Below are 21,218 nucleotides of genomic sequence, written 5' to 3' on the forward strand. Positions count from 1 at the left end.
TTAACGAAATTTATATTAAAAAAATAAAAATTCAATTTTCATACTTTAGAAAGTAGCCGCTAAAAAGAGTCTGCTTAGAAAATTGAACGCAGGCTCTTGTATGGGGGTTATAATAAATTTAGGCAGTACCCGGTAATATTTTGTGCCAATATAACCAGGGCAAGATTTTCGTTTTCAATATCCACATACTCCAACGCTCCTTACTCTGATCAAATGGGAATGTTTCCATAGGCTGATTGTTGTAATCAAATTCAGCCAATACCAGTTTGCCATATCCTGTAATTAATGGACAAGAGGTATAACCTGTGTAGCTGGCAGTTAAAGACTGCCCCTGCATCAGCGCTAATAAATTTTGCACTAATACCGGTGCTTGTTTTCGAATAGCAGCGCCTGTACGTGAGGTGGGTAAACTGGAAGCATCACCTAAAGAAAAAATATTGGCATAACGCACATGCTGTAATGTATTCTTATCCACATCTACCCAACCTGCAGCATTGGCCAATGGGCTATTTCGTACAAAATCGGGTGCGCTTTGTGGTGGGGTTACATGCATCATATCAAAATCAACCCAATATTCCTGATCCTTATTATTTTCGCCAAAGCTCACAAATTTTGCTTTTTTGTTGGGGCCATCTATTTCATCTAACCGCACAAAAAACTGTGTTTTTATATTACCCCGGGCTATCACTTTTTTCAAAGTATTTTCATACTTATCAACTCCAAATAAACGGGTACCACCGCTCCAATATTCAACCTGCGTTTTATTGAGCAAATCATGTTTTCTGAAATAATCTGTTGCCAGAAACATAATTTTCATGGGCGCACCACCACACTTCACCGGTGTATTGGGATTGGTAAAAATGGCTTTACCGCCTTTAAAATTTTGAATACATTCCCAGGTATAATTTACTGATTGGAAACTGTAATTAGAGCAAACTCCATTTTTACCTAATGTTTCAGGCAATCCTTTAATAGCACTCCAGTTAATTTGAATACCGGGTGCCACCACCAAATATTCATAACCCACTTCAGTACCATCATCTAACGATACCTTATTGACGTTGGGTAAAAAGCCGGTTACTTTTTTTTGAATCCAATGTACCGATTTAGGCATTACCGATGCTTCAGAGCGAACGGTATCTGCCACATTAAATGCACCACCGCCTACTAATGTCCAGGCAGGCTGATAATAATGTTTATCGGCAGCATCTATAATGGCAATATCTAATTGCTTATTCTTAAGCAATAATTTACCGGCAACGGAAATACCTGCATTTCCGCCACCAATAATTACAATTTGATGTTGTACTGGCATAGCAATCTTATTTTTTGTTGAAAATAATGTACTACAAGATACAGGTATGTGACTAAAATCACATAACAAATGTTTTTTATTAGTATATTAATCCTATAGATTAAGTATGAAAAATCAGTTGCTATTTAATAACTATTCTCCTCTAATTTCACTTTCCCCTTAAATGTCCAGAATACAAAACCGGTATATAGAGCAATGATTGGCACTCCAATGGCTGCAATAATAAGCATAATGGTGAGTGATCGGGGAGAAGATGCCGCATTATGCACTGTTAATGAATACAGTGGATTGATAGTAGAACGTACAATATTGGGATACAAATTCATGGCAAAAGTAATAAGCAGCAATGCAACGGTTAGTGCAGAAGAAAAGAAACCAACTAAATATTTACCACTTTCTAACAAACGCCTTGTATTAATGGTATTAAATACGGTTACTACCGGCACAGCAATTAAAAAAGGATACCTTTTAATGGTATTAGCCATGTGCGGATAATACACCAAAGTAACAATGGTTAACAACATATAAAACACTACAAATACCCTGCTGGTATCATGCACCATTAATGAAAGCTTGGTGTACAAACGCTTTTCAGTTTTCATGACTAAATAAATAGAACCATGCATGGCAAATAACGACAAAGTAGTAGCACCCGTTAACAAGGCATATGGATTTAATAATTGCAGAAAAGTACCGGTATATTCAAAATGTTCATTAATGGGCAATCCAATGATTAAATTACCCAACACCACACCCAATAAAAAACCTATCAGACTGCTGGAAACAAAATAGAGAATATCCCATAATTTACGCCACCACAACATAGGTTCTTTACTTCTAAACTCAATGGAGATAGCCCTTAAAATTAACAATACCAGAAACAAAATAAAGGGTATATAGAAAGCCGAAAATATAGTAGCATATACATCCGGGTAACCCGCAAACAAAGCACCACCGCCAATTACTAACCAAACCTCATTACCCCCCCAAACAGGACCAATAGCATTTAAGGCAATACGGCGGCTTTCCTCTTTTTTAAACAATAAATGAATGGCACCAGCACCCAAATCAAAACCATCTAAAATAGCATAACCGGTAAATACAGCGCCTACAATGGCAAACCACCAGGTAGACAATTCTATTCCTAAAAAAGTTTCCATATTAATGTATTAAAGGGTCATCAAGTTTTGTTGTTGAAGGCATAGCATCGGTTATTTCACCATCATTTTCATCTAATCCGTGCTGAATTTTTTTATTCAACAAATAAATAAATAAGGCAAACAACAACAGGTACAATAAAGTAAACAGAATTAAAGAAAACCATACTTCATTTTCTTTAACAGATTTAGATAAAGCATCACTGGTGCGTAACAAACCATAAACTACCCAGGGCTGGCGGCCAACTTCAGCAGAATACCAGCCCAACTGATTGGCTATTTCAGGCAGCAGTACTGAGAAAGCAAAAACAAGCATGAGCCATTTCTTTTCAAACAATTTTTTGCGCCAAAATAAAAATGCTGCATATAAGGTTAATGCTATAAGCAATAAACCAATAGCCACCATAAAGTGGTAGGTTTGAAAAACAAAGTTTACGGCCGTAGGCCTGTCTTCCGGTTTAAAATAACGCAGGCCCTTTACCGGTGTTGAAAAATTGCCATCAATTAAATAAGACAAACCACCCGGAATTTTAATACCGGTTACCTGTTCTTTTTTTATGTTTACATAACCTATAAGATACATATCGGCGGCAGCCAAACTATCATAATGCCCTTCAAATGCGGCTAATTTAGCCGGTTGGTTAACGGCCACCCCTTTGGCAGACCGATCGCCAATAAATAATTGGAGTAAAGCCGATACCGTTGCTATTGCCAATGCTACTTTAAATGCTCTTTTTGATATTTCAACATGTTTGTTTTTATAAATGTAATAAGCATGTACACTCAACACTAAAAAAGAACCTGCTAAAAATGCACCCACCCAAACATGCAACAAGCGATCAACCGATGAAGGATTAAACACCATAGCCCAAAAGTCGGTAACCTCTGCCCGCACAGCTAAACCATGCCCTACCAAATGATAGCCGGCAGGTGTTTGTTGCCAGGAGTTAGCCACTACAATCCATACCGCCGAAAACATAGAGCCTAGAGTAACCATTACTGCTGAGAAGAAATGCATTTTTGGAGATACTTTGTTCCATCCAAACAACAGTACACCCAAAAAGCCAGACTCTAATGCAAAAGCAAAAATGCCTTCTGCAGCCAAGGCACTCCCAAAAATATCGCCCACGAAACGTGAATAAGTTGCCCAGTTGGTACCAAATTCAAATTCCATTACAATACCGGTTGCCACACCAATTCCAAATATCAATGCAAATATTTTTATCCAAAAACGGGAAAGCTTTGCATATAAAGGATTTTTTGTATTCAGAAACAAGCCTTCCAATCCTACAATCACTACACCCAATCCAATACTCAGGGGCGGATAGATGTAATGAAAAGCAATAGTAAAAGCAAATTGTATGCGGGAAAGCAATTCTAAATCCATAAAAATATATTTTTATACTTGTTTTGTTACTGTGCCCAACCAATAAAAGAGGTGCAGGTTTTATAGAAATTTTAAAATTACCAATAGCTATTGCATGTATTGTGACAATTATTACACTACCACGTTTTCCTTGGCTAAAAGTATATGATTTTAATCATAAATGCAACTAACAACCGTCATATAATACACTAAATGCCCCATGTACTTTTACAGTACCAAATGAAACAGTAAACACATTAAAAAATTGTTATGAAAAAGATTGTAATATTAGGCGCAGGCACCGCAGGTACCATGATGGCCAACCACCTAAAACATGAATTAAAGCACGACGAATGGGATATTATCATTATAGATGAACGCAAAGAACACCATTACCAGCCCGGCTATTTGTTTTTACCTTTTGATATTTATGCACCGGAAGATATTATTAAATCCATCACCGAATTTATTCCCAAAGGTGTACACTTCATCAACAAACGGATTGAAAAAATAGAACCTACCACTAATACCATAGCATTAACCGATGGCGATACTATTACTTATGATATTTTAATTATTTCCACCGGTGCCAAAATTGCACCGGAAGAAACCGAGGGCATGAAAGGTACTGAATGGCATCAGTCTGTATTTGACTTTTACACTTTTGAAGGTGCATTGGCTTTGCGCAATAAACTAAGAGACTGGAAAGGTGGCCGTTTAGTTGTACACATTACCGAAATGCCCATTAAATGCCCGGTTGCACCCTTAGAATTTGCTTTTCTGGCCGACTCGTATTTGAAACATAAAAACATGCGTGATAAAGTACAAATTACTTTTGTTACGCCATTGAGTGGTGCCTTTACCAAACCCAAAAGTACCGAAGCTTTAGAACACCTGTTACAGGAAAAACACATTGATATTGTTAGTGATTTTGCTATACAGGAAGTAGACAATGCCAACAAAAAAATAATTGATTACAGCGGCAAGGAAGTACCCTTTGACCTGCTGGTGACTGTGCCCACCAATAAAGGGGATGAATTAATGGCACGTTCAGGGTTAGGGGATGATTTGAATTATGTGCCCACCAACCGCACTACGCTGCAATCTAAAAATTATGTAAATATTTTTGTAATTGGCGATGCATCAAACATACCAGCATCCAAAGCAGGTTCGGTAGCCCACTTTGAAGCAGAAATACTCACCGAAAATATTCTTCGCTATATGAAAGGAGAACCTTTAAAAGAAGAATTTGACGGGCATGCCAACTGCTTTATTGAAACCGGTAACGGCAAGGCATTGCTGATTGATTTTAACTATACCCACGAACCTGTTGAAGGCAGCTTCCCCTTCCCCGGCGTTGGACCATTAAGACTTTTAAAAGAAAGCAGAATGAACCACATGGGCAAATTAGCTTTCAGATGGATTTACTGGAACATGCTGCTGAAAGGAACCCATATACCTTTTGTTTCTGCCACTATGCAGGAAGCAGGCAAATACTTTGATTAATTCATTCACCATAAAAAACAAACACAATGGAAACACAATTAGCCAACACAACAGTTGATGTAAACGAAGAAGGTTACTTAACCAATTTTGCACAATGGACTCCCGCCGTTGCAGAAGCCATTGCAAAAGATTTGAATATTACTTTAACCTCCAGGCATTGGGATGTGATTACCTATTTACAGAATGAATACAAAAATGATAGTCCGTTAAGCATTCGTAAAATTGGCAAAAGCGGTGTAGTAGACATTAAGGAATTTTACCAGCTATTTCCGAATGCCCCTTTAAAAGCTGCTACCAAAATTGCCGGTATACCCAAACCTGCTAGTTGTATTTAACCCTTTAAATTGAACAAATATGAACGAGTTTAATGGCGAAGTAAGAAAGATGATGATTATACTTTCTAAAGCCACCCTTGAAAATGTGTATGCCGCCTTTGTGTTAGCCAATGGTGCCCGTATGGAAGGCATAGAAGCAGAAATGTTTTTTACTTTTTTTGGTTTAGAAGCCATTCACAAAGGCAAATTAGAACATTTACATACTGCCACTGTTGGAAACCCGGCCCTGCACATGCCTACCCTATTAGGCGGATTACCCGGCGTGGAAGCATTGGCCACCAGTATGATGAAAAAGGAAATGGAAAAAATTGATATGCCCGATGTATTAGAATTTCTTGATATTCTAAAAGCCTCCGGCGTTAAGCTTTGGGCTTGTAAATTAGCCATGGAAATGTTTCATTACAAAAAAGAAGACATGTACGATGATTTAGATGGCGTTATTACCGTTGGCGATTTTTACAAGCAAGGCTCCGGCTTAGGCACCCACATGCTTTTTGTATAACTAGTTGGCAAGCAATCTTTAATGATACTGACCGATTATTTCTATAATCGGTCAGTTTTTTATATCGCAACTAAAAGCCAACTTCCTATTTTCTTCCATTTCCAAATACCTCATCTTAAGGCAGCCTGCTAAGTAAAAGTGTATAAGTTTATAAATACCCTTTATCTTTCAAATAAGCAACCCATTTTTGATATCCCCCACCGGTAGCGGTTAAGTGCAACCCATCGGCGGTATATTTTGCATTGAGCCTTCCCTTTTCATCAGTAAACAAATCATGAATATTGATAAAAGGTACTTTTAATTGTGCCGCCATTTTTTGAATGAGTTGATTGGTATGCACAATATGGCTTTGTTTATCATAATGCTGGGGAAAGTTAACTACATCGGGATTTACAGGCATAATACTTTCCACATACACTTTTGCATCCGGGCTTCCTGCTTGTATGCGCCGCACAATTTTACCAATGTTATCGGCAATAACGGCATCGGGAATATCTTTCCCAATATCATTAATACCAATTAGTAAAAACACTTTTGAAGGTTGGCGGGCAATTACATCCTCTAACCGCTTTAAAACGCCATAAGTAATATCGCCACCAATACCCCTGTTAATCACCGTTGAATCATTTAACAGTATTTCCCAGTTACCCATTTCGGTAATGCTATTACCCAAAAACATGATTTTGCCTTTTACAATAGGCTCTTTTGCAAATGCAGCCATACGAACGGCATAATGTTCGGGTATAAAGCCCGTAGTATCAAACAAATGCTGGTTGGTTACTTGTGCCTGCATTCCCAATGGCCATAGCATACATCCAAATATAAAATACCTCAGCGCTTTCATGTGTTGTTGTTTTTAAGTGGTTAAACTGAATATATTTACCCTAATGCCTATTATGCAAACAGTTACCTGCAATGCTGATGTATTGCATGGTTGTGTTGAATATAAAATCAGGGAAAATGGGCAGTATAATGAATGAGTATATTTCCGATTACCGCTGTGTGAATATACAACGCTGAAAAGACGAAAACAAATATTTTTTTAGTTTATATTTTGAAATAAGCCGGACTCAAGATTCTGTTGGTTTATGAAGTTCTTTAGTCTTTGGGTGTTGGGTATTAGATATTCACAGCAATGGAATGCCGTTATCACATGTTTACCCGTATTATTTACACCTGACTTTCTTAACAACAAAGCCCACAGTGGATTTTACACAAAGGGCAGAGAGAGATGGGTGGCTGGTCTTTAGGTAGTTGGTCTTTGGGTGTTAGTGATATTCATTCGTGTCTATCCGCGTCATTTGTGGCTACTTATCATTTTGAGGTGTGTACTACAAAGCATTCTTTGTGAGCTTTTGAAATTTAAACTACCGGTTGGTGGGGGCACCAACCGGAATTAATTGGTGATTAAGTGATTGGTTATGCGAGTCCATTTGTGGCTACAAACCATTTTGTAGTTTAAATTACTGTGCATTCTTTGTGAGCTTTGCAAATTCGCCATCTGCCTTAATGGTTACCTCATCACTAATCATTGCCGATGGGTATTTGGTACCAATATTAAAATCGGTACGATTAATGGTACCGGTAAGTTTAAAACCCGCATCGTCTTTTTTTGTCATAGGGTTCACAATGGTACCACGATACACCAAATTCATGGTAACGGGATTAGTGATACCATGCATGGTTAGGTTGCCGGTTAATTTATAATGGTTATTGCCAACAGGTTGAATGGCGGTACTTTTAAAAGTAATTACAGGAAATTTAGCCACATCAAAAAAGTTGGGACTTTTCAGGTCGTTATCACGCATTTCTACTTCAGTATTAATAGATGCGGCCTCGGCAGTTAAACTAAATACAGCATCACTAAAATCGGGTTTGGAAGCCTGTATGGTTACATCAAAATTTTTCAATAATCCATCTACATCCGATACCATTAAATGGGTAACGGTAAAAGTGAGTTTAGAATGTGCTTTATCATTCTTCCAGGTTGTTTGAGCAAAGGCAGCCGATTGTAATAAAAGCAACGCTGCTACGAACATTTTTTTCATTGTTTAATTGGTTTGGTTTTATGAATATGCTTATAAGAATGAATTGTTACAGCTACACTTGTATTTCAAAAAAAATAAAAGTAGTTGTTACAATTACAACCCTGCAAAACTACCCCAACCATAGTTTGGGTACAATGACAAAAAGCAATAAAAAACGTTGATTTGAATCAAGATAAGCAACAATGCAGGCAAATTTATTTTGGCTGTTGTAAGCGCTTACGTACCCTACTTAATGTTTCGGGTGTAATGCCCAAATAAGCAGCAATCATGTGTTGTGGCACTCTGTTTGGTAATGTAGGGTATTGTTGCAATAAATGTTGATAGCGTTCATCTACGGTTAAATGCGGAATAGCACTTAAACGCTTTTGTAAGGCTACATAAGCATTCGTAATTACTTGCAGCATAAAAGTTTGATAGTTGGGGCATTGCTGCAGCAGCAAATCGTTAGCGGCTTTAGACATTAATACCAGTTCTGAATCTTCAATGGCTTCAATATTATACAACGCAGTTTCACCCGATAAATAACTATATAAATCGGCAATAAACCATCCTTCCATTGCAAATTGTACAATGTGTTCATTACCATTATTATGAATAGTGTAGGAGCGTAATAAACCTTTTTCAACAAACGCAGTGTATTTACAAATATCTCCTTCTTGCAAGAAATAGTGTTTTTTTCGTATTTTTTTATGCACTATGTGTTTTTGAATTAAATCTACTTCTGTTTCCGTAAGTTTTATTTTTGAGTTGATGTGCTGAATGAAGGTATTGCTCATAAAAGTGTTTAATACAACGATGTACTGATTTCAAAAAAAGAAATCAAAGATTGCCATCTGCAAATTAATTCAATCTAACAAAACTACTCAATCCATTACTTCAAAATGAAGCATCACTTTTGATAACAAATGAGGATATTGTTGTTAAAGCATTATTCAATTAATAGTCTGCTGCATTCATCTAAAAAAAATTCCGGGTGGTGCAATTCAATGCTAACCATCCGGAATGTTAGAACCTAATATTTTGGAATCATTATTCTGCCTGCCAGGTATTGTTGGCGCTGTTAAAATCGGGTATTTTATACTCCGGATCAATCACCACTTTGGTAATTTTATCGGAAGATGGGTATCTGAATTTCCAGGTAGCACCATGCTGCCAAATTTCAACTGGCAAATGAACGGTACCGGTTTTACCATTGGCTTCTGTAATTGCCACAGTAACCGGCATGGGCAACTGACCTAAATTTTCAATGGTAATAATACTGCCATCAGCGGGGTTATTATCGTTATATGCAACGCCTTTCACCGCCTGGTCAATACGCCAGCTATGCATAAACCAACCCCGCCAAAACCAATCTAAAGTTTCGCCGGTATAGTTTTCAATGCAATGGAAAAAATCCCAGGGTGTAGGATGTTTAAATGCCCATTGGTGTACATAATAACTAAAGGCACTATCAAAACGGCCGGGGCCTAAAATTTCTTCGCGCAGCAATTTTAAACCCATACCCGGTTTATAATAAGCATAAATACCCAGGTTTTGGGGTTGTACCACATCGGGAATAGTAAAAATACTTTCGGTACTATCTCTAAACACATAACGGGCAGCCATGTGAAGGTTATCCATTCGGTGATTTAAAAATTCGCCGTTATTAAAATGCGCATCGGCCATAGTATTGATGAAGGTATTAAAGCCCTCATCCATCCAGGGAAATTTACGTTCATTACTTCCTACAATCATCGGGAACCAGTTGTGACCAAATTCATGTGAGGTAACATTCCATAAACTGGGGCCTGTAGCACGATAACCACAAAATACTATGCCCGGATATTCCATTCCACCCACAATACCGGCTACGTTGGTAGCAGTAGGGTATGTAAATTCAAATAAATATTTTGAATAATATTCAATAGCGCCTTTTACAAATTCGGTAGAGCGTTTCCAGCTACTATCGCCATTACTTTCAACCGGATATACACTCATGGCCAGCGATTTTTTGCCACTGGGCAGGTTAATGCGGGCAGCATCCCAAATAAAGGATCTGGAGGCAGCCCAGGCCACATCACGCGTATTCAGGCATTTAAACTTCCAGGTAAGCATTTTCTTAAACGGACGGCTGACCGGGTCGGTTACTTCGGCAGCAGAACGCAACATAACCGTTTTATCACTTTGTGCCGCTTCTTTCCAGCGTTTTAATTCAGCAGTAGTTAACACCTCCTGTGGGTTCATTAACTCTCCCGAACCTACTACAATGAAATTGCCAGGAACAGTAACATGGTATTCAATATTGCCATATTCCAAATAAAACTCACCCTGGCCTAAATAAGGCAATGTATTCCATCCATATACATTATCGTACACACACATACGGGGGTACCATTGTGCTATTTCATAAATCCAGCCATTTTTGGTATTGAGCCTACCCATACGGTCGGTACCATATTCGGGAATTTTAAAGCTGTAATTAATTTTTATCTGAATTTTTCCGCCTTGTGCTTTCAACAATTTGGTCAGTTTAATCTGCATACGGGTATCATTAATAAGGTAGTTGGCTTTTTCGGTTTTACCATCGGTTATTACTGCAACCGATTCAATATTGTAACCACCATTAAAATTATTGCGGTTGGCCCAGCGACCACCGCTTACCGCAGTAGTAGCTACCCCACGTGAAGATAGGCTGTAGATGTTCTGATCTAATTGCAACCATAAAAACGACAAGTTTTGCGGGCTATTGTTGGTGTAAGAAATGAGCACAGCACCTTTAATGCTTTGTGCAAGGGTATCGATGCTGGCATTGATGTTATAATCGGCGCGGTTTTGCCAGTATTCCGGGCCGGGGGTACCATCTGCCGCTCTTACTTTATCGCCGAAGGCTGGATAAAACATAGGGGCAAAGGCCTCGTGTTGGTTGTAGTTGCCGGTAGTTTGTGCATACGAGCCGGTGATGATGGCTAGTAATACAAATAAAGATGTCCATTTCTTCATGTGCCTGTTTTTAATGTGAATGAATAATACAGTATGCTAAAAAAAGAGCATCTAAGATAAGCATGGCAGGGTTGTATTGAAAAAAATTATGGATGATTGGTCTGTGTTTTAGATAAAAATTAAGGTATTTTTAAAAAAACGCAGGAATGATGGGGATTTGGGAGAATTTGTTCGACAGGTGTTCGACAAGTTCGATGCAAATGCCAGTCTTTTTCGGCATAGCTTTTTGTGGACATTTCCCTGCTCATTGGTCTGACTCTTTTTACTTAGATTTGCCCAAATATTTTAGCAATTGAAGACTCATCATAAAATTGTAAATGGCGACAGCCGACAAATGACCGAACTGCCAGACAATTCAGTTCATTTAGCTATTACCTCGCCGCCCTATTGGCAACTTAAAGACTACGGGACAGATAATCAAATTGGGTTTCACGACAGTTATGAAAACTACATCAACAATCTGAATTTGGTTTGGAAAGAGTGCTACCGCACTCTTCATAATGGGTGCAGGTTGTGTGTAAATATTGGCGACCAGTTCGCTAGAGCTGTTTATTATGGACGCTATAAAGTCATCCCGATTCGTGAAGAGATAATCAAATTCTGCGAAAACATTGGGTTTGATTATATGGGAGCAATCATTTGGCAAAAAGTTACAACATCCAACACAACAGGCGGTGGTGTTCAAATGGGTTCTTACCCATATCCGAGAAACGGAATTTTGAAATTGGATTATGAGTTTATTCTCGTTTTCAAAAAATTGGGGGACGCACCCAAACCAACAAAAGAACAAAAGGAACTTTCTAAAATGACCGCCGAAGAATGGAACACTTACTTTGCAGGGCATTGGAATTTTGCTGGAGCAAGGCAAAATAACCACATCGCAATGTTCCCCGAAGAATTGCCCAAACGCTTAATCAAAATGTTTTCTTTTGTTGGTGAAACGGTTCTTGACCCCTTTGCTGGTAGTGGCACTACTGCTTTAGCTGCAAAAAATCTTGACAGAAATTCAATTGGTTACGAAATCAATCCAGAATTTATTCCTTTCATTAAAGAAAAGTTAGAAACTCATCAAAAGGATTTGAGCGGAACAACATATAATTTCATTAAACAAAAAGGGATTGAGACTGACTTTGAAAAAGAAATTCAAAAATTGCCTTACATCTTCAAAGACCCCCACACCCTTGATAAGAAAATTGATGTAAAAAAATTACAATTCGGAAGCCGAATTGACAAAAACAGCTCAACTCAACGAGAAGAATTTTACACAGTAAAAGAAATTATCAGCCCAGAAAAAGTTCGTCTCAATAATGACCTCACGATAAAACTTATCGGAATCAAGGAAGACCCAATTATTAATGGTGACGCAACAAATTTTTTGAAAGAAAAAACAAAAGGCAAAAGAGTTTTTATCCGTTATGATGAAGTGAAGCACGATAAGGAGAATAATCTCCTTTGCTATCTCTATCTTGAAAACAAAACTTTCATTAATGCTCACCTAATCAAAAACGGGTTGGTTCAGGTTGATAGTAAAACAGAGTTTAAATACAAAGACAAATTTCAACAATTATTCAATCAAGCACATTTTATTAATGAAGACAATAAAAATTTCAAATAACGAAATCCTTTCACTGCTTGATGCAGAAGCAACCAACTTTCCGAAATACGCTACACAGATTTTAAATCTTGCAAATCAAAACGCACAGGGAACACGACCATCTGTTGTAGGGCAAATGAGTGATTTGATTCAGGAATTCCCTGGAAGCAAATTAAAGGAGTGGGAAGAATGGTATTTGAATAAACACCCTGAAGCGTTGTCGCAAGCAGCGACAAAAGTTTTTGAAATGGTTGAGAACTTCAAAGATGTAATGACAAAGATTGACAAAGAAATGGTTGAAAAGTGGGTAAAAGATTTAGTGATTTTAAAAACTTTCATCGGGTTGAAATTTCAAGAAGCAATTTTAAAAAGCGTTGCCTCTGAATTAAACAAAACTTACCGGCTTGCTACACCAGAAGAAGAATCACAAGGCATTGATGGATTGATTGGAGAAAAACCTGTAAGCATCAAACCAACTTCTTATGAAATGAAAAAATCACTCAGCGAAACGATTGAAGTTCCGTTTATCTTGTATGAGAAACTGAAAGACGGAATTAAAATCACTTTTGACGAATCTATTATTTAATCGCTTCAAATTTTGATGAAGAAAAAATATGCCGACCAGTTTTCTTATGCTAACCTTGAAAGCTGCTTTGATAAGAAAGTAGTCAAGGTTAAATCAAAAGGCATTGATAAAAAGTCGGCAACCAACTTCAAAAGGGATAAAGAAAAAGAATTAAAGATTATTGAAAGAAAAAAATACAAGCAGGTACATATAAATTTTCTCCTTACTTAGAACTGCTTCGTGTTAAGAAACGAAAAGATTTTCCACGACTGCTTTCATTGCCAACAATCAGAGAGAATAATTGTATTAGATATCTGCAAAGAAATTCTCCATTCTGATTTTAGCGAAATATCCAATTAACTCTTTTAGGGAAAATAGTACTGGAGAAAGGATGAGGGCTGCAAAACCGCATGGACTCTTTATTTACCGCATATCACAAAGAAAATGATATTAATTTATTGAAGGCATATTTAGCAATATTGAACTCAAGAGTTATTTCCTTTTATGCTATTAAGAAAGAAATTGTTTTAATTAAAGTTGGTAAAACGCCTCAATTAAGAAGTGGGCAGCGTGGCCCAATGGGATTAAGGCAATTGCCATTTCCCTATATGGATGATGGAAATGTAGAAATATTATCATCACTTGTTAATCGAATATTATCTAGAAAGTTGCTGGACAATTCAGCAGACACAAAAGACTTAGAAAAACAAATAGACCAATTGGTTTACCAGCTTTACGGTTTGACCGAAGAAGAAATAAAAATAATTGAGAACGCATAAATAGTCAGAAATGCCAACGCTCAACATTCACAAACATTTTCAGGTCGCATAAGGCAAAAGCAACTGCCGTAAAATCTAAATATTATACAGTAAAAAAGAGGAATACTTTAGAAAACATTAAATTAAACAATTACTAAAAATGTTTGAATTTTTTAAAAGCCTTTCATTTAATCAAGGAACAAATATAGGACTAATAATTTTTGGTATTTTTTTAGCTCCTTATTGGTACATATTCCAATTTGCTAATGATATTTACAAAACAAATGATTTTATCGAAAGAATCATACTATCAATTTGCATTGGAGTACCTGTTTCCATATTAAATTTCTTTGTTAATTATTTATCTGCTTTTTTCATGAAAAAACAAGAAACAGAAAAAGAAAAAGAAACGAAGATTTTTAAGCTGATGGGAATTCCTTGCGCAGTAGTAGGTATATCATTTTATGTTCCATCTGTTCTAAGTTTCTTTAACTTAAGTGAGACTCAACATCAAGGTATTTTATCAATAATTTCATTTCACCTCGGTTATATAGTTATGATTGCTTTTTTTACAATTAAAAATAATAATAAATTAAGAAATCAAGAAAAAGTATAGAAGATTCATCAATTGTTCGCAAATAAATCTACACTAAACAAAGAGTGTTGCAAATGTAAAAAAGACGAAAAATAATTAATTTCTGCTCATTTTTAAGCTTATATCCGATTTATGGAATACTAATTCGAAGCCTGGCCAATTGATAAGCAATTTAAAACTGCTCTGCATCCGCAGGAGGAAAGAGTATATGAAGAATTGCCGGAAATAGTTTTTTAATGCCCTCTCCCCTTTGTCCTTTTCCCGCCACCGCCCTCGCTGCAACTTAGCAGCATGGTTACGGTTAATTTGTTTCAATCCGGTGGCATTAATGTGTATGTGCATTTGCCCGCAGCTCGGCGATATACTCATTTTTAAACGCGAAGGCGGCGCCCATGTAGGCATGTACATTGCCGAAAGTGAAAACACCTACCATGTAATGGGTAGCAACCAGGGTAATGCTTACAGTATTGTTGAAATTGCCAAAGCCCGCCTGTACACTGCACGTAATTTTTACCATACCGCTGCCCCGGCATCGGTTAAAAAGTATTTTCTTTCCAGCAGTGAAAAATTATCAGTAAATGAGGGATAGTTAAAATTAAATTATTAATTTGTAGAATTATATATATTTTTAATGTTTTTTTTACGTCCCGGGTTTCTACCCAGGATTTTTTTTTAAATAATTTTTTTATTATTTACAAATTATTTTATATTAGTAACCGGACTGTAAAAGGAAATGGTAATAAACTCATACAAATTATTGAGATAATTATAACTATTAATGACTATATAAATTTAAAATTTATTATTTATGACAAAACTTGAAAAATTAGAATCAGTAAATTTTGAAGTCCAAAATTTGCAAATAGAATATAATATTATATTTTTTAAATCTTTATTGCCAAACAAAATGGAATCATTTTTAAAACTTACTTACTTTGAAGATATAAATAATAAAGAATTAGAAAATTATTTAAATCATTATAGAAATTATTTATTAATTGAAGGAATAAAATTTAGTTTAGAATCATTACCAAATGAAACAAATTGGCAAAAAGATTATACTTTACTATGCTGTAAAAGATATGTTTCTGATATGTTATATATTATTAATTTGTCATTTAAATATTTTAAAAAAATGGATTTACTTTATAAACAGGAAAATGTCTTGACCTAAATCATGTTATCATTTTCCTCCATTTAAATTTAGGAAAACTATGTAATAGAAGCACAATAAAGTATAGTTTATCATTGCCAATTATTTAGTACTCTGAATTACCGTTTTCTCTGTTTAGGTACCAAATATGGTGTATAAATGTTTTAAAAATATTTGAAAAAAACAGGTAGTTGGCTTTACGAAAGCGTTTAATAATGCATATGTATTTCGCAAAAGTTTTATAACGTTTTGATAATGAGGGTAACAATATTTTTTAACCAGACGACAAGTAACTTGTAAAGATTCGTATATTTATGAGTTAGCGGTAATTTAATGACCATGTATTTATGTACTAAATGTTTAAGTAGAAATGTCACAAAAGTTGACAGAAAATTACATTGTAATGATTGTTCAATAACTTATTCTATCATAAAATATAATCGTGACTTAAAAAAAGCACATAACATTGTTCGTATTGGTTTTCAGTATCGAAAAAGAAGCGAGTATGAGTCACGACATAATTCAAATATCAAAAGAGCATTTTATCTAAAAGAACTTCATAACATTTTCTCTTTTGTTGGACTTGCGGTAATAAGCGGACTGATTGGAAATTTTTCTTACGACAAGTTAAAACAAATATTAAAGACAATTCTTAATGACCCTTTAATAATTGAAATTAATGACAAAGAGTTTCAGAGATTTTTAAAAAGTGAAACTCAGCAAAAAAAATTTATCAAATACATAGAAGAATATAGAAACAAGCAATTGCTTATATCTTCAGAAAATGACAGACAAAAAAAAGTGACTAATAAAAAATTAAGACCAAAGAAAAATTACCGCTAACAAAGCATTTGCTTTATGTCGGCGGACGACAAACTAAAACTCATCATCAATTCTTTAATCAACTTTTGTAATTTTATTTGAACAATATAATTTCAAATTCCGCCACAACACAAATGCGTTAACGTTGGCAGTAATTTTAGACGACCACATAAACGACAAAAAGAAAAAATGAGAAGGACACTAACACTAATATTTTTATTATCAAGCATTTTGTCTTTTGCACAAGCTGACAGCAGTAAGTTACCAATTAAAACAACTGTTAAAACAGACCTGACACTAAATACAAAACAACATGTAACTGAAATGACAAATGCTGATAAAATAGCATTTTCATCCCTGATTGTTGCTGTGCTATCCTTCATTTTGACAATTGTGACAATTTTCCAAACAAGGAAACACAATAAAAATTCATTAAAGCCAATAATAAACGTAAATCCATTTGACTATTCAAACTGTATTTTAATCGAATTAGTAAATGAAGGAGTAGGTTCTGCAATTATTAAAAAAATAACTGTTGAAAAAAACGACTACGAGAAAAAACAAAATGTTTATAGTTGGATGCCTGACCTTCCAGAAGGAGTTTCTTATCAAAACTATCTAACACGTGACAGAGATATTCCAATGCAGGCTGGAAAAGTTATCAAAGTAATTGAGATAAAAAATGACGCATTTAAAGACACACAAAGAAAATTTAGAGAAGAAATGCGTGGAGTGCTTAGACAATTAACAATTAAAATTGAATACACCGATGTATATGAATCGAAATTCCCAATTTATACAAGAAAACTTGACTTATATGCTCGAACTGATAATGGATAAAAACTGCTGGTAACAACTAAGGCTTCGTTGTGTGCGCAGCGCCAACAATGAAGCCGCCTGTTGAACGAAACCAGTAAATTATTTGGGTGTTTATTGATTATGGAGTTGTCGTTTTGACGATTATTTGTTACTTAAATTTGGACAAATTATGCAAGAAAAAGAGTTCAATCAAGAGGCTATTATAGCCGAGTACTTAACAGGCGATTGCAGATATCTTCCATTGGGTGCCAAATATGGCATTAATTTTCGTAAAATTCATCGATGGGTGTCACACATAACTCAACAAACACAGTAGCAGCTTCTATGCTTTTCCAGTTGGTTGGAGGGATGCCTACCAATAATGATTAAACATGATTACGCATTGGGCATGTGTTTGGATTTTGTAAATCTCATTTTGAATGAATTTCTCATTTGCTATTGATATATAAGCCAAATACAAGACACTAATGGCTATACCTTGATGTAGATTTTCTTTTTATCCATGCCATACACAATCAGCCAGTAGAAGGCAATTAAAATGAGTGCATAGAGTAAAGATCCAATGCGTTCATCAGTACTGATGGGTTTACATACCTGTTCATAAAACCATCCCAAAGGAGAAAGATATACCAGCAATCCTTCTTCATTCATACCATGGGGAATGCGGATCAAACCCAATACCCGGGGCAGGAACCCACTGAGCACAAAAATGAACAAAGGATTTTTACCAAACACATCGAAAAAGCTGCTCCAGGCTCCACGTACCTCCTTAAATTCAATGGCATAAATCAGGATGCCCAAAGTAGCAATGGCCAGTCCACTGGTGTATACCACATAACTACTGCTCCATATTTTCTTATTGATGGGGAATACCATATCCCATGCATAACCGGCAGCCATTAATACGAGTGCCAGCACCAAGAGGTTTGCCAGCATATCATAGGTTTTTCCCTTTTGTTGTATGTATTGCCCGGTTAAATAACCAATAATTACCTGCACTACAGCACCGGGCGTACTCGACAGTCCCTCCGGATCGAAAGGCACCCCCTCTCCTTTGTACACATGGTTCAGTCCGAATACATGAATATCGAATGAAGTGCCCCAAAAGCCCTGCAGACTATAAGGATCGCCAGGCTCACCTGCCAGCAGGGTGAATACCCAATACAACAATAAAATAATACAGCCAATCACAAAAGCGCCACGGGCCTTAGCATAATAAATAATCAGAGCTGCAAAAAAGTAGCTGAGGGCAATGCGTTGCAAAACTCCCATAATACGCACATGCTCAAAACCTTTGAATACAATATGACCATTGCTCCATTGCACAAATGGGGTCCAGTTCAGGAACAAGCCGATGAGAAAAATAAGGATGGAGCGCTTAAATACTTTTTTCAGGAAATAGCTGTTGCCCTTCTGTTCAAAACGTGGCATTACAAAAGAAAAAGCATTGCCCACCGCAAAGAGGAAAAAAGGAAATACCAGATCGGTGGGTGTGCAGCCATGCCAGGGTGCATGTTCCAATGGGGTATAAATATGTTCCCAAGAGCCCGGGTTATTCACTAAAATCATGAGTGCTACGGTAGCCCCGCGAAACACATCTAAGGAATAATAGCGCTGTTGTTGCATAGAAGTGTATTTGGCAAGGCGTTAAATTAAGTAAAAGAAATGAAAAAGAGTGGATTTTACAGAACCGGATGCTGCAATCGTCAAACATCCCCCTTATAACGTGCAGTCGTTAACGATAGAAAAAGAGGCTATCTCAAAAAAAATGAACGTGTCGGAAATTGCTTAAACTCTCCAACCATTCATTGGATACCGGAATAAAAAAAGGCTACCCGATGATAGCCTTTTCTGTATGGATTAGAATTTAATTTCTTCTTCATTTTCATCGAAAAAATGGTATTCTATAAAACTGTAATTGTTATTGGACATGACTTTCAGGGCAATTTTGAATTTTTTCTTCCATTTTTTTACAATGGACTTGAACCAACCTTTGGTTAAGAATGCATATACAATGGGATGCACATATAAGTCAATTTGTTTATGACCATGGGTTACCAGATAATGCAGTCGTTTTTCTATTTCATCTTCCAGCAATATAGAAGGCGTTACCATACCAGTGCCGCCACAGGCCGGACAAATTTCAGAAGTATTGATGTTTACCTCCGGACGCATCCGCTGGCGGGTTATTTGCATTAACCCGAATTTGGAAATAGGCAATACGGCATGTTTAGCCCGATCGGTTTGCATGTATGCCTCCATCGCTTCCTGCAATTTCCGTTTGTTATCGGGCAATTTCATATCAATAAAATCAATCACAATAATGCCGCCAATATCGCGTAAGCGTAACTGCCGCGCAATTTCTTCTGCTGCTTCCAAATTGGTTTGCAGGGCATTCTCTTCCTGGTTATTGCTAACACTTTTATACCCACTGTTTACATCAATTACATGCAGGGCCTCGGTATGTTCAATAATTAAATAGGCACCGCTGGGCAGGTTCACCGTTTTACCAAAAGAGCCTTTTACCTGTTTGGTTACCCCATATTGATCAAATATGGGTAAGGGGCCATTGTAATAGGTAACAATATCGGCCTTATCAGGTGCAATTTTTTGAATATAGGCCTTAGTATCGTTGTAAATATTTTTATCATTAATCACCACCCGGTTAAAATCTACTGTCAGCAAATCGCGCAGCATGCTGGTTGTTTTATCCTGCTCGCTCAGTATTTTAGCTGGTGCCACTGCACCTTTCAGGTTGTGTTGAATTTGCTTCCAGGTTTCGTTGAGTGCAATTAAATCCTGATGCAGTTCAGCAGTACTTTTACCTTCAGCAGCAGTACGAACAATAACCCCAAAGTTTTTGGGGCGAATGGCTTCTACAATTTTATGCAGGCGTTTTCTTTCTTCTGCCGAATGAATTTTTTTAGATACAGCAACAATTTCATTGAAGGGGGTTAATACTACAAACCGGCCGGGTAGGCTTAATTCGCAACTGAGGCGTGGGCCTTTGGCTGCAATGGGCTCTTTTAAAATCTGCACCAGAATATTGGGTTTGCCATTGAGCACTTCATTGATTTTACCGGTTTTTACAATTTCGGGTTCAATGTTAAAGGTGCTGAAATCGAATGGCTTTTCGCCCTTATCGTGCATGGCCATTTGGGTAAATTTCAGGAGAGAGCGGGCATAGGGCGATAAATCGGTATAATGCAAAAAAGCATCCTTTTCAAATCCTACATCAATAAATGCAGCATTCAATCCGGGAATCAGTTTTTTTACTTTTCCCAAATACAAATCGCCCACGGCAAAATTGGCATCTGCTTTTTCATTGTGCAGTTCTACCAGTTTTTTATCTTCCAGTAAAGCAATCTCAACCCCACTGGGGGAAACGCTAATAATCAGTTCTTTGTTCACAAATTTGGCAACTTTAATATACATAATGACGCACCCCGTTTATAAGCATGAGCACGCAGTGTACACTTCATGTATTTACCCTTAAATGTGGGAAAGGTAAAGTTGCAGCGGAAAGGAGAGCGGCAAATACATTACAGTGAAACAGAAGTAAGGCCTCTTGTATAAAGGATACGGAGACCTTTACTCTATAAAATGAAAACCTGTTAAGAAATTATTTATTCTTTTTCTTATGACGGTTTTTTCTCAAACGTTTTTTACGTTTGTGAGTAGCAATTTTATGACGTTTTCTTTTC

21 protein-coding genes are annotated in these 21,218 nt (G+C 36.6%); 12 read left to right on the forward strand and 9 right to left on the reverse strand.

What is annotated here, in order from left to right:
• Positions 1–118 precede the first annotated feature (118 nt).
• The 3 genes from JK139_RS07730 to JK139_RS07740 form a co-directional block, all read right to left on the reverse strand.
• Entirely contained in the window at positions 119–1,315 is a 1,197-nt protein-coding gene (locus tag JK139_RS07730) for an NAD(P)/FAD-dependent oxidoreductase (RefSeq protein ID WP_074420775.1), read from the reverse strand.
• Positions 1,316–1,440: 125 nt separating this feature from the next.
• Positions 1,441–2,475 carry a cytochrome d ubiquinol oxidase subunit II gene (gene cydB, locus JK139_RS07735; protein WP_074418259.1) on the reverse strand — a complete coding sequence of 345 codons (1,035 nt, stop codon included), beginning with the start codon at positions 2,473–2,475 and terminating at the stop codon, positions 1,441–1,443.
• A gap of 1 nt (position 2,476) precedes the next feature.
• Positions 2,477–3,859 carry a cytochrome ubiquinol oxidase subunit I gene (locus JK139_RS07740; RefSeq protein ID WP_074420776.1) on the reverse strand — a complete coding sequence of 461 codons (1,383 nt, stop codon included), beginning with the start codon at positions 3,857–3,859 and terminating at the stop codon, positions 2,477–2,479.
• A gap of 249 nt (positions 3,860–4,108) precedes the next feature.
• Between JK139_RS07740 and sqr the strand changes: the two genes are divergently transcribed.
• From sqr to JK139_RS07755, 3 genes are read left to right on the forward strand one after another with little or no spacing between them, the layout of a single operon-like run.
• The gene (sqr, locus tag JK139_RS07745; RefSeq protein WP_074420777.1) at positions 4,109–5,344 is read left to right on the forward strand and encodes a type III sulfide quinone reductase, selenoprotein subtype; all 1,236 of its coding nucleotides are present in this window, start codon (positions 4,109–4,111) and stop codon (positions 5,342–5,344) included.
• Between the two features lie 26 nt (positions 5,345–5,370).
• The gene (locus JK139_RS07750) at positions 5,371–5,679 is read left to right on the forward strand and encodes a TusE/DsrC/DsvC family sulfur relay protein (protein WP_074420778.1); all 309 of its coding nucleotides are present in this window, start codon (positions 5,371–5,373) and stop codon (positions 5,677–5,679) included.
• Between the two features lie 19 nt (positions 5,680–5,698).
• A complete protein-coding gene (locus tag JK139_RS07755; protein WP_074420779.1) occupies positions 5,699–6,181 on the forward strand; it encodes a DsrE/DsrF/DrsH-like family protein in 483 nt (160 codons plus the stop codon).
• Between the two features lie 148 nt (positions 6,182–6,329).
• Here JK139_RS07755 and JK139_RS07760 read toward each other — a convergent pair whose 3' ends face one another.
• The 4 genes from JK139_RS07760 to JK139_RS07775 form a co-directional block, all read right to left on the reverse strand.
• Positions 6,330–7,025 carry a GDSL-type esterase/lipase family protein gene (locus tag JK139_RS07760; RefSeq protein WP_074420780.1) on the reverse strand — a complete coding sequence of 232 codons (696 nt, stop codon included), beginning with the start codon at positions 7,023–7,025 and terminating at the stop codon, positions 6,330–6,332.
• Between the two features lie 619 nt (positions 7,026–7,644).
• Positions 7,645–8,229, reverse strand: coding sequence for a YceI family protein (locus JK139_RS07765; protein WP_218330963.1), 585 nt, complete (start codon positions 8,227–8,229; stop codon positions 7,645–7,647).
• Between the two features lie 194 nt (positions 8,230–8,423).
• A complete protein-coding gene (locus tag JK139_RS07770) occupies positions 8,424–9,005 on the reverse strand; it encodes a Crp/Fnr family transcriptional regulator (protein WP_218330964.1) in 582 nt (193 codons plus the stop codon).
• Positions 9,006–9,258: 253 nt separating this feature from the next.
• A complete protein-coding gene (locus JK139_RS07775; protein ID WP_218330965.1) occupies positions 9,259–11,208 on the reverse strand; it encodes a M1 family metallopeptidase in 1,950 nt (649 codons plus the stop codon).
• Between the two features lie 292 nt (positions 11,209–11,500).
• Here JK139_RS07775 and JK139_RS07780 point away from each other — a divergent pair, with 292 nt between their 5' ends.
• From JK139_RS07780 to JK139_RS07820, 9 genes are all read left to right on the forward strand, one after another.
• Positions 11,501–12,823 (forward strand): DNA methyltransferase, encoded by a 1,323-nt coding sequence (locus tag JK139_RS07780; protein WP_218330966.1) that lies wholly within the window; start codon positions 11,501–11,503, stop codon positions 12,821–12,823.
• Positions 12,798–13,388: an MjaI family restriction endonuclease gene (locus tag JK139_RS07785; protein WP_218330967.1), complete on the forward strand. Its 591-nt coding sequence runs from the start codon at positions 12,798–12,800 to the stop codon at positions 13,386–13,388. The genes JK139_RS07780 and JK139_RS07785 overlap by 26 nt, the downstream gene beginning before the upstream one ends.
• Positions 13,389–13,403: 15 nt before the next feature.
• Positions 13,404–13,598 carry a hypothetical protein gene (locus JK139_RS07790; protein ID WP_218330968.1) on the forward strand — a complete coding sequence of 65 codons (195 nt, stop codon included), beginning with the start codon at positions 13,404–13,406 and terminating at the stop codon, positions 13,596–13,598.
• Between the two features lie 179 nt (positions 13,599–13,777).
• Positions 13,778–14,146 carry a hypothetical protein gene (locus tag JK139_RS07795; protein WP_218330969.1) on the forward strand — a complete coding sequence of 123 codons (369 nt, stop codon included), beginning with the start codon at positions 13,778–13,780 and terminating at the stop codon, positions 14,144–14,146.
• A gap of 139 nt (positions 14,147–14,285) precedes the next feature.
• Positions 14,286–14,741, forward strand: coding sequence for a hypothetical protein (locus tag JK139_RS07800; protein ID WP_218330970.1), 456 nt, complete (start codon positions 14,286–14,288; stop codon positions 14,739–14,741).
• A 298-nt stretch (positions 14,742–15,039) separates the two neighbouring features.
• Entirely contained in the window at positions 15,040–15,309 is a 270-nt protein-coding gene (locus JK139_RS07805) for a C40 family peptidase (RefSeq protein ID WP_218330971.1), read from the forward strand.
• A 219-nt stretch (positions 15,310–15,528) separates the two neighbouring features.
• Complete coding sequence (locus JK139_RS07810) at positions 15,529–15,894, forward strand: hypothetical protein (protein ID WP_218330972.1); 366 nt, start codon at positions 15,529–15,531, stop codon at positions 15,892–15,894.
• 318 nt (positions 15,895–16,212) lie between these two features.
• The gene (locus JK139_RS07815; RefSeq protein ID WP_218330973.1) at positions 16,213–16,716 is read left to right on the forward strand and encodes a hypothetical protein; all 504 of its coding nucleotides are present in this window, start codon (positions 16,213–16,215) and stop codon (positions 16,714–16,716) included.
• 168 nt (positions 16,717–16,884) lie between these two features.
• Complete coding sequence (locus tag JK139_RS07820) at positions 16,885–17,535, forward strand: hypothetical protein (RefSeq protein WP_218330974.1); 651 nt, start codon at positions 16,885–16,887, stop codon at positions 17,533–17,535.
• A 450-nt stretch (positions 17,536–17,985) separates the two neighbouring features.
• On the opposite strand, the gene JK139_RS07825 is transcribed toward JK139_RS07820, so the two are convergent.
• Entirely contained in the window at positions 17,986–19,140 is a 1,155-nt protein-coding gene (locus tag JK139_RS07825) for an acyltransferase family protein (protein WP_218330975.1), read from the reverse strand.
• Between the two features lie 234 nt (positions 19,141–19,374).
• Complete coding sequence (locus JK139_RS07830) at positions 19,375–20,949, reverse strand: Rne/Rng family ribonuclease (protein WP_228733165.1); 1,575 nt, start codon at positions 20,947–20,949, stop codon at positions 19,375–19,377.
• Between the last annotated feature and the right edge of the window lie 269 nt (positions 20,950–21,218).

The sequence above is a fragment of the Hydrotalea lipotrueae genome, from assembly GCF_019249625.1.
In the GTDB taxonomy this organism is placed as follows: Bacteria; Bacteroidota; Bacteroidia; order Chitinophagales; family Chitinophagaceae; genus Hydrotalea; species Hydrotalea flava.

What these genes read in the sequence shown, in the direction of transcription:
- cydB (WP_074418259.1), bottom strand. Translation starts at nt 2,475, where the DNA reads ATGGAAACTTTTTTAGGAATAGAATTGTCTACCTGGTGGTTTGCCATT.
- JK139_RS07775 (WP_218330965.1), bottom strand. Translation starts at nt 11,208, where the DNA reads ATGAAGAAATGGACATCTTTATTTGTATTACTAGCCATCATCACCGGC.
- JK139_RS07765 (WP_218330963.1), bottom strand. Translation starts at nt 8,229, where the DNA reads ATGAAAAAAATGTTCGTAGCAGCGTTGCTTTTATTACAATCGGCTGCC.
- JK139_RS07800 (WP_218330970.1), top strand. Translation starts at nt 14,286, where the DNA reads ATGTTTGAATTTTTTAAAAGCCTTTCATTTAATCAAGGAACAAATATA.
- JK139_RS07825 (WP_218330975.1), bottom strand. Translation starts at nt 19,140, where the DNA reads ATGCAACAACAGCGCTATTATTCCTTAGATGTGTTTCGCGGGGCTACC.
- sqr (WP_074420777.1), top strand. Translation starts at nt 4,109, where the DNA reads ATGAAAAAGATTGTAATATTAGGCGCAGGCACCGCAGGTACCATGATG.
- JK139_RS07755 (WP_074420779.1), top strand. Translation starts at nt 5,699, where the DNA reads ATGAACGAGTTTAATGGCGAAGTAAGAAAGATGATGATTATACTTTCT.
- JK139_RS07820 (WP_218330974.1), top strand. Translation starts at nt 16,885, where the DNA reads ATGAGAAGGACACTAACACTAATATTTTTATTATCAAGCATTTTGTCT.
- JK139_RS07795 (WP_218330969.1), top strand. Translation starts at nt 13,778, where the DNA reads ATGGACTCTTTATTTACCGCATATCACAAAGAAAATGATATTAATTTA.
- JK139_RS07830 (WP_228733165.1), bottom strand. Translation starts at nt 20,949, where the DNA reads ATGTATATTAAAGTTGCCAAATTTGTGAACAAAGAACTGATTATTAGC.
- JK139_RS07790 (WP_218330968.1), top strand. Translation starts at nt 13,404, where the DNA reads ATGAAGAAAAAATATGCCGACCAGTTTTCTTATGCTAACCTTGAAAGC.
- JK139_RS07760 (WP_074420780.1), bottom strand. Translation starts at nt 7,025, where the DNA reads ATGAAAGCGCTGAGGTATTTTATATTTGGATGTATGCTATGGCCATTG.
- JK139_RS07810 (WP_218330972.1), top strand. Translation starts at nt 15,529, where the DNA reads ATGACAAAACTTGAAAAATTAGAATCAGTAAATTTTGAAGTCCAAAAT.
- JK139_RS07750 (WP_074420778.1), top strand. Translation starts at nt 5,371, where the DNA reads ATGGAAACACAATTAGCCAACACAACAGTTGATGTAAACGAAGAAGGT.
- JK139_RS07740 (WP_074420776.1), bottom strand. Translation starts at nt 3,859, where the DNA reads ATGGATTTAGAATTGCTTTCCCGCATACAATTTGCTTTTACTATTGCT.
- JK139_RS07730 (WP_074420775.1), bottom strand. Translation starts at nt 1,315, where the DNA reads ATGCCAGTACAACATCAAATTGTAATTATTGGTGGCGGAAATGCAGGT.
- JK139_RS07770 (WP_218330964.1), bottom strand. Translation starts at nt 9,005, where the DNA reads ATGAGCAATACCTTCATTCAGCACATCAACTCAAAAATAAAACTTACG.
- JK139_RS07785 (WP_218330967.1), top strand. Translation starts at nt 12,798, where the DNA reads ATGAAGACAATAAAAATTTCAAATAACGAAATCCTTTCACTGCTTGAT.
- JK139_RS07815 (WP_218330973.1), top strand. Translation starts at nt 16,213, where the DNA reads ATGTATTTATGTACTAAATGTTTAAGTAGAAATGTCACAAAAGTTGAC.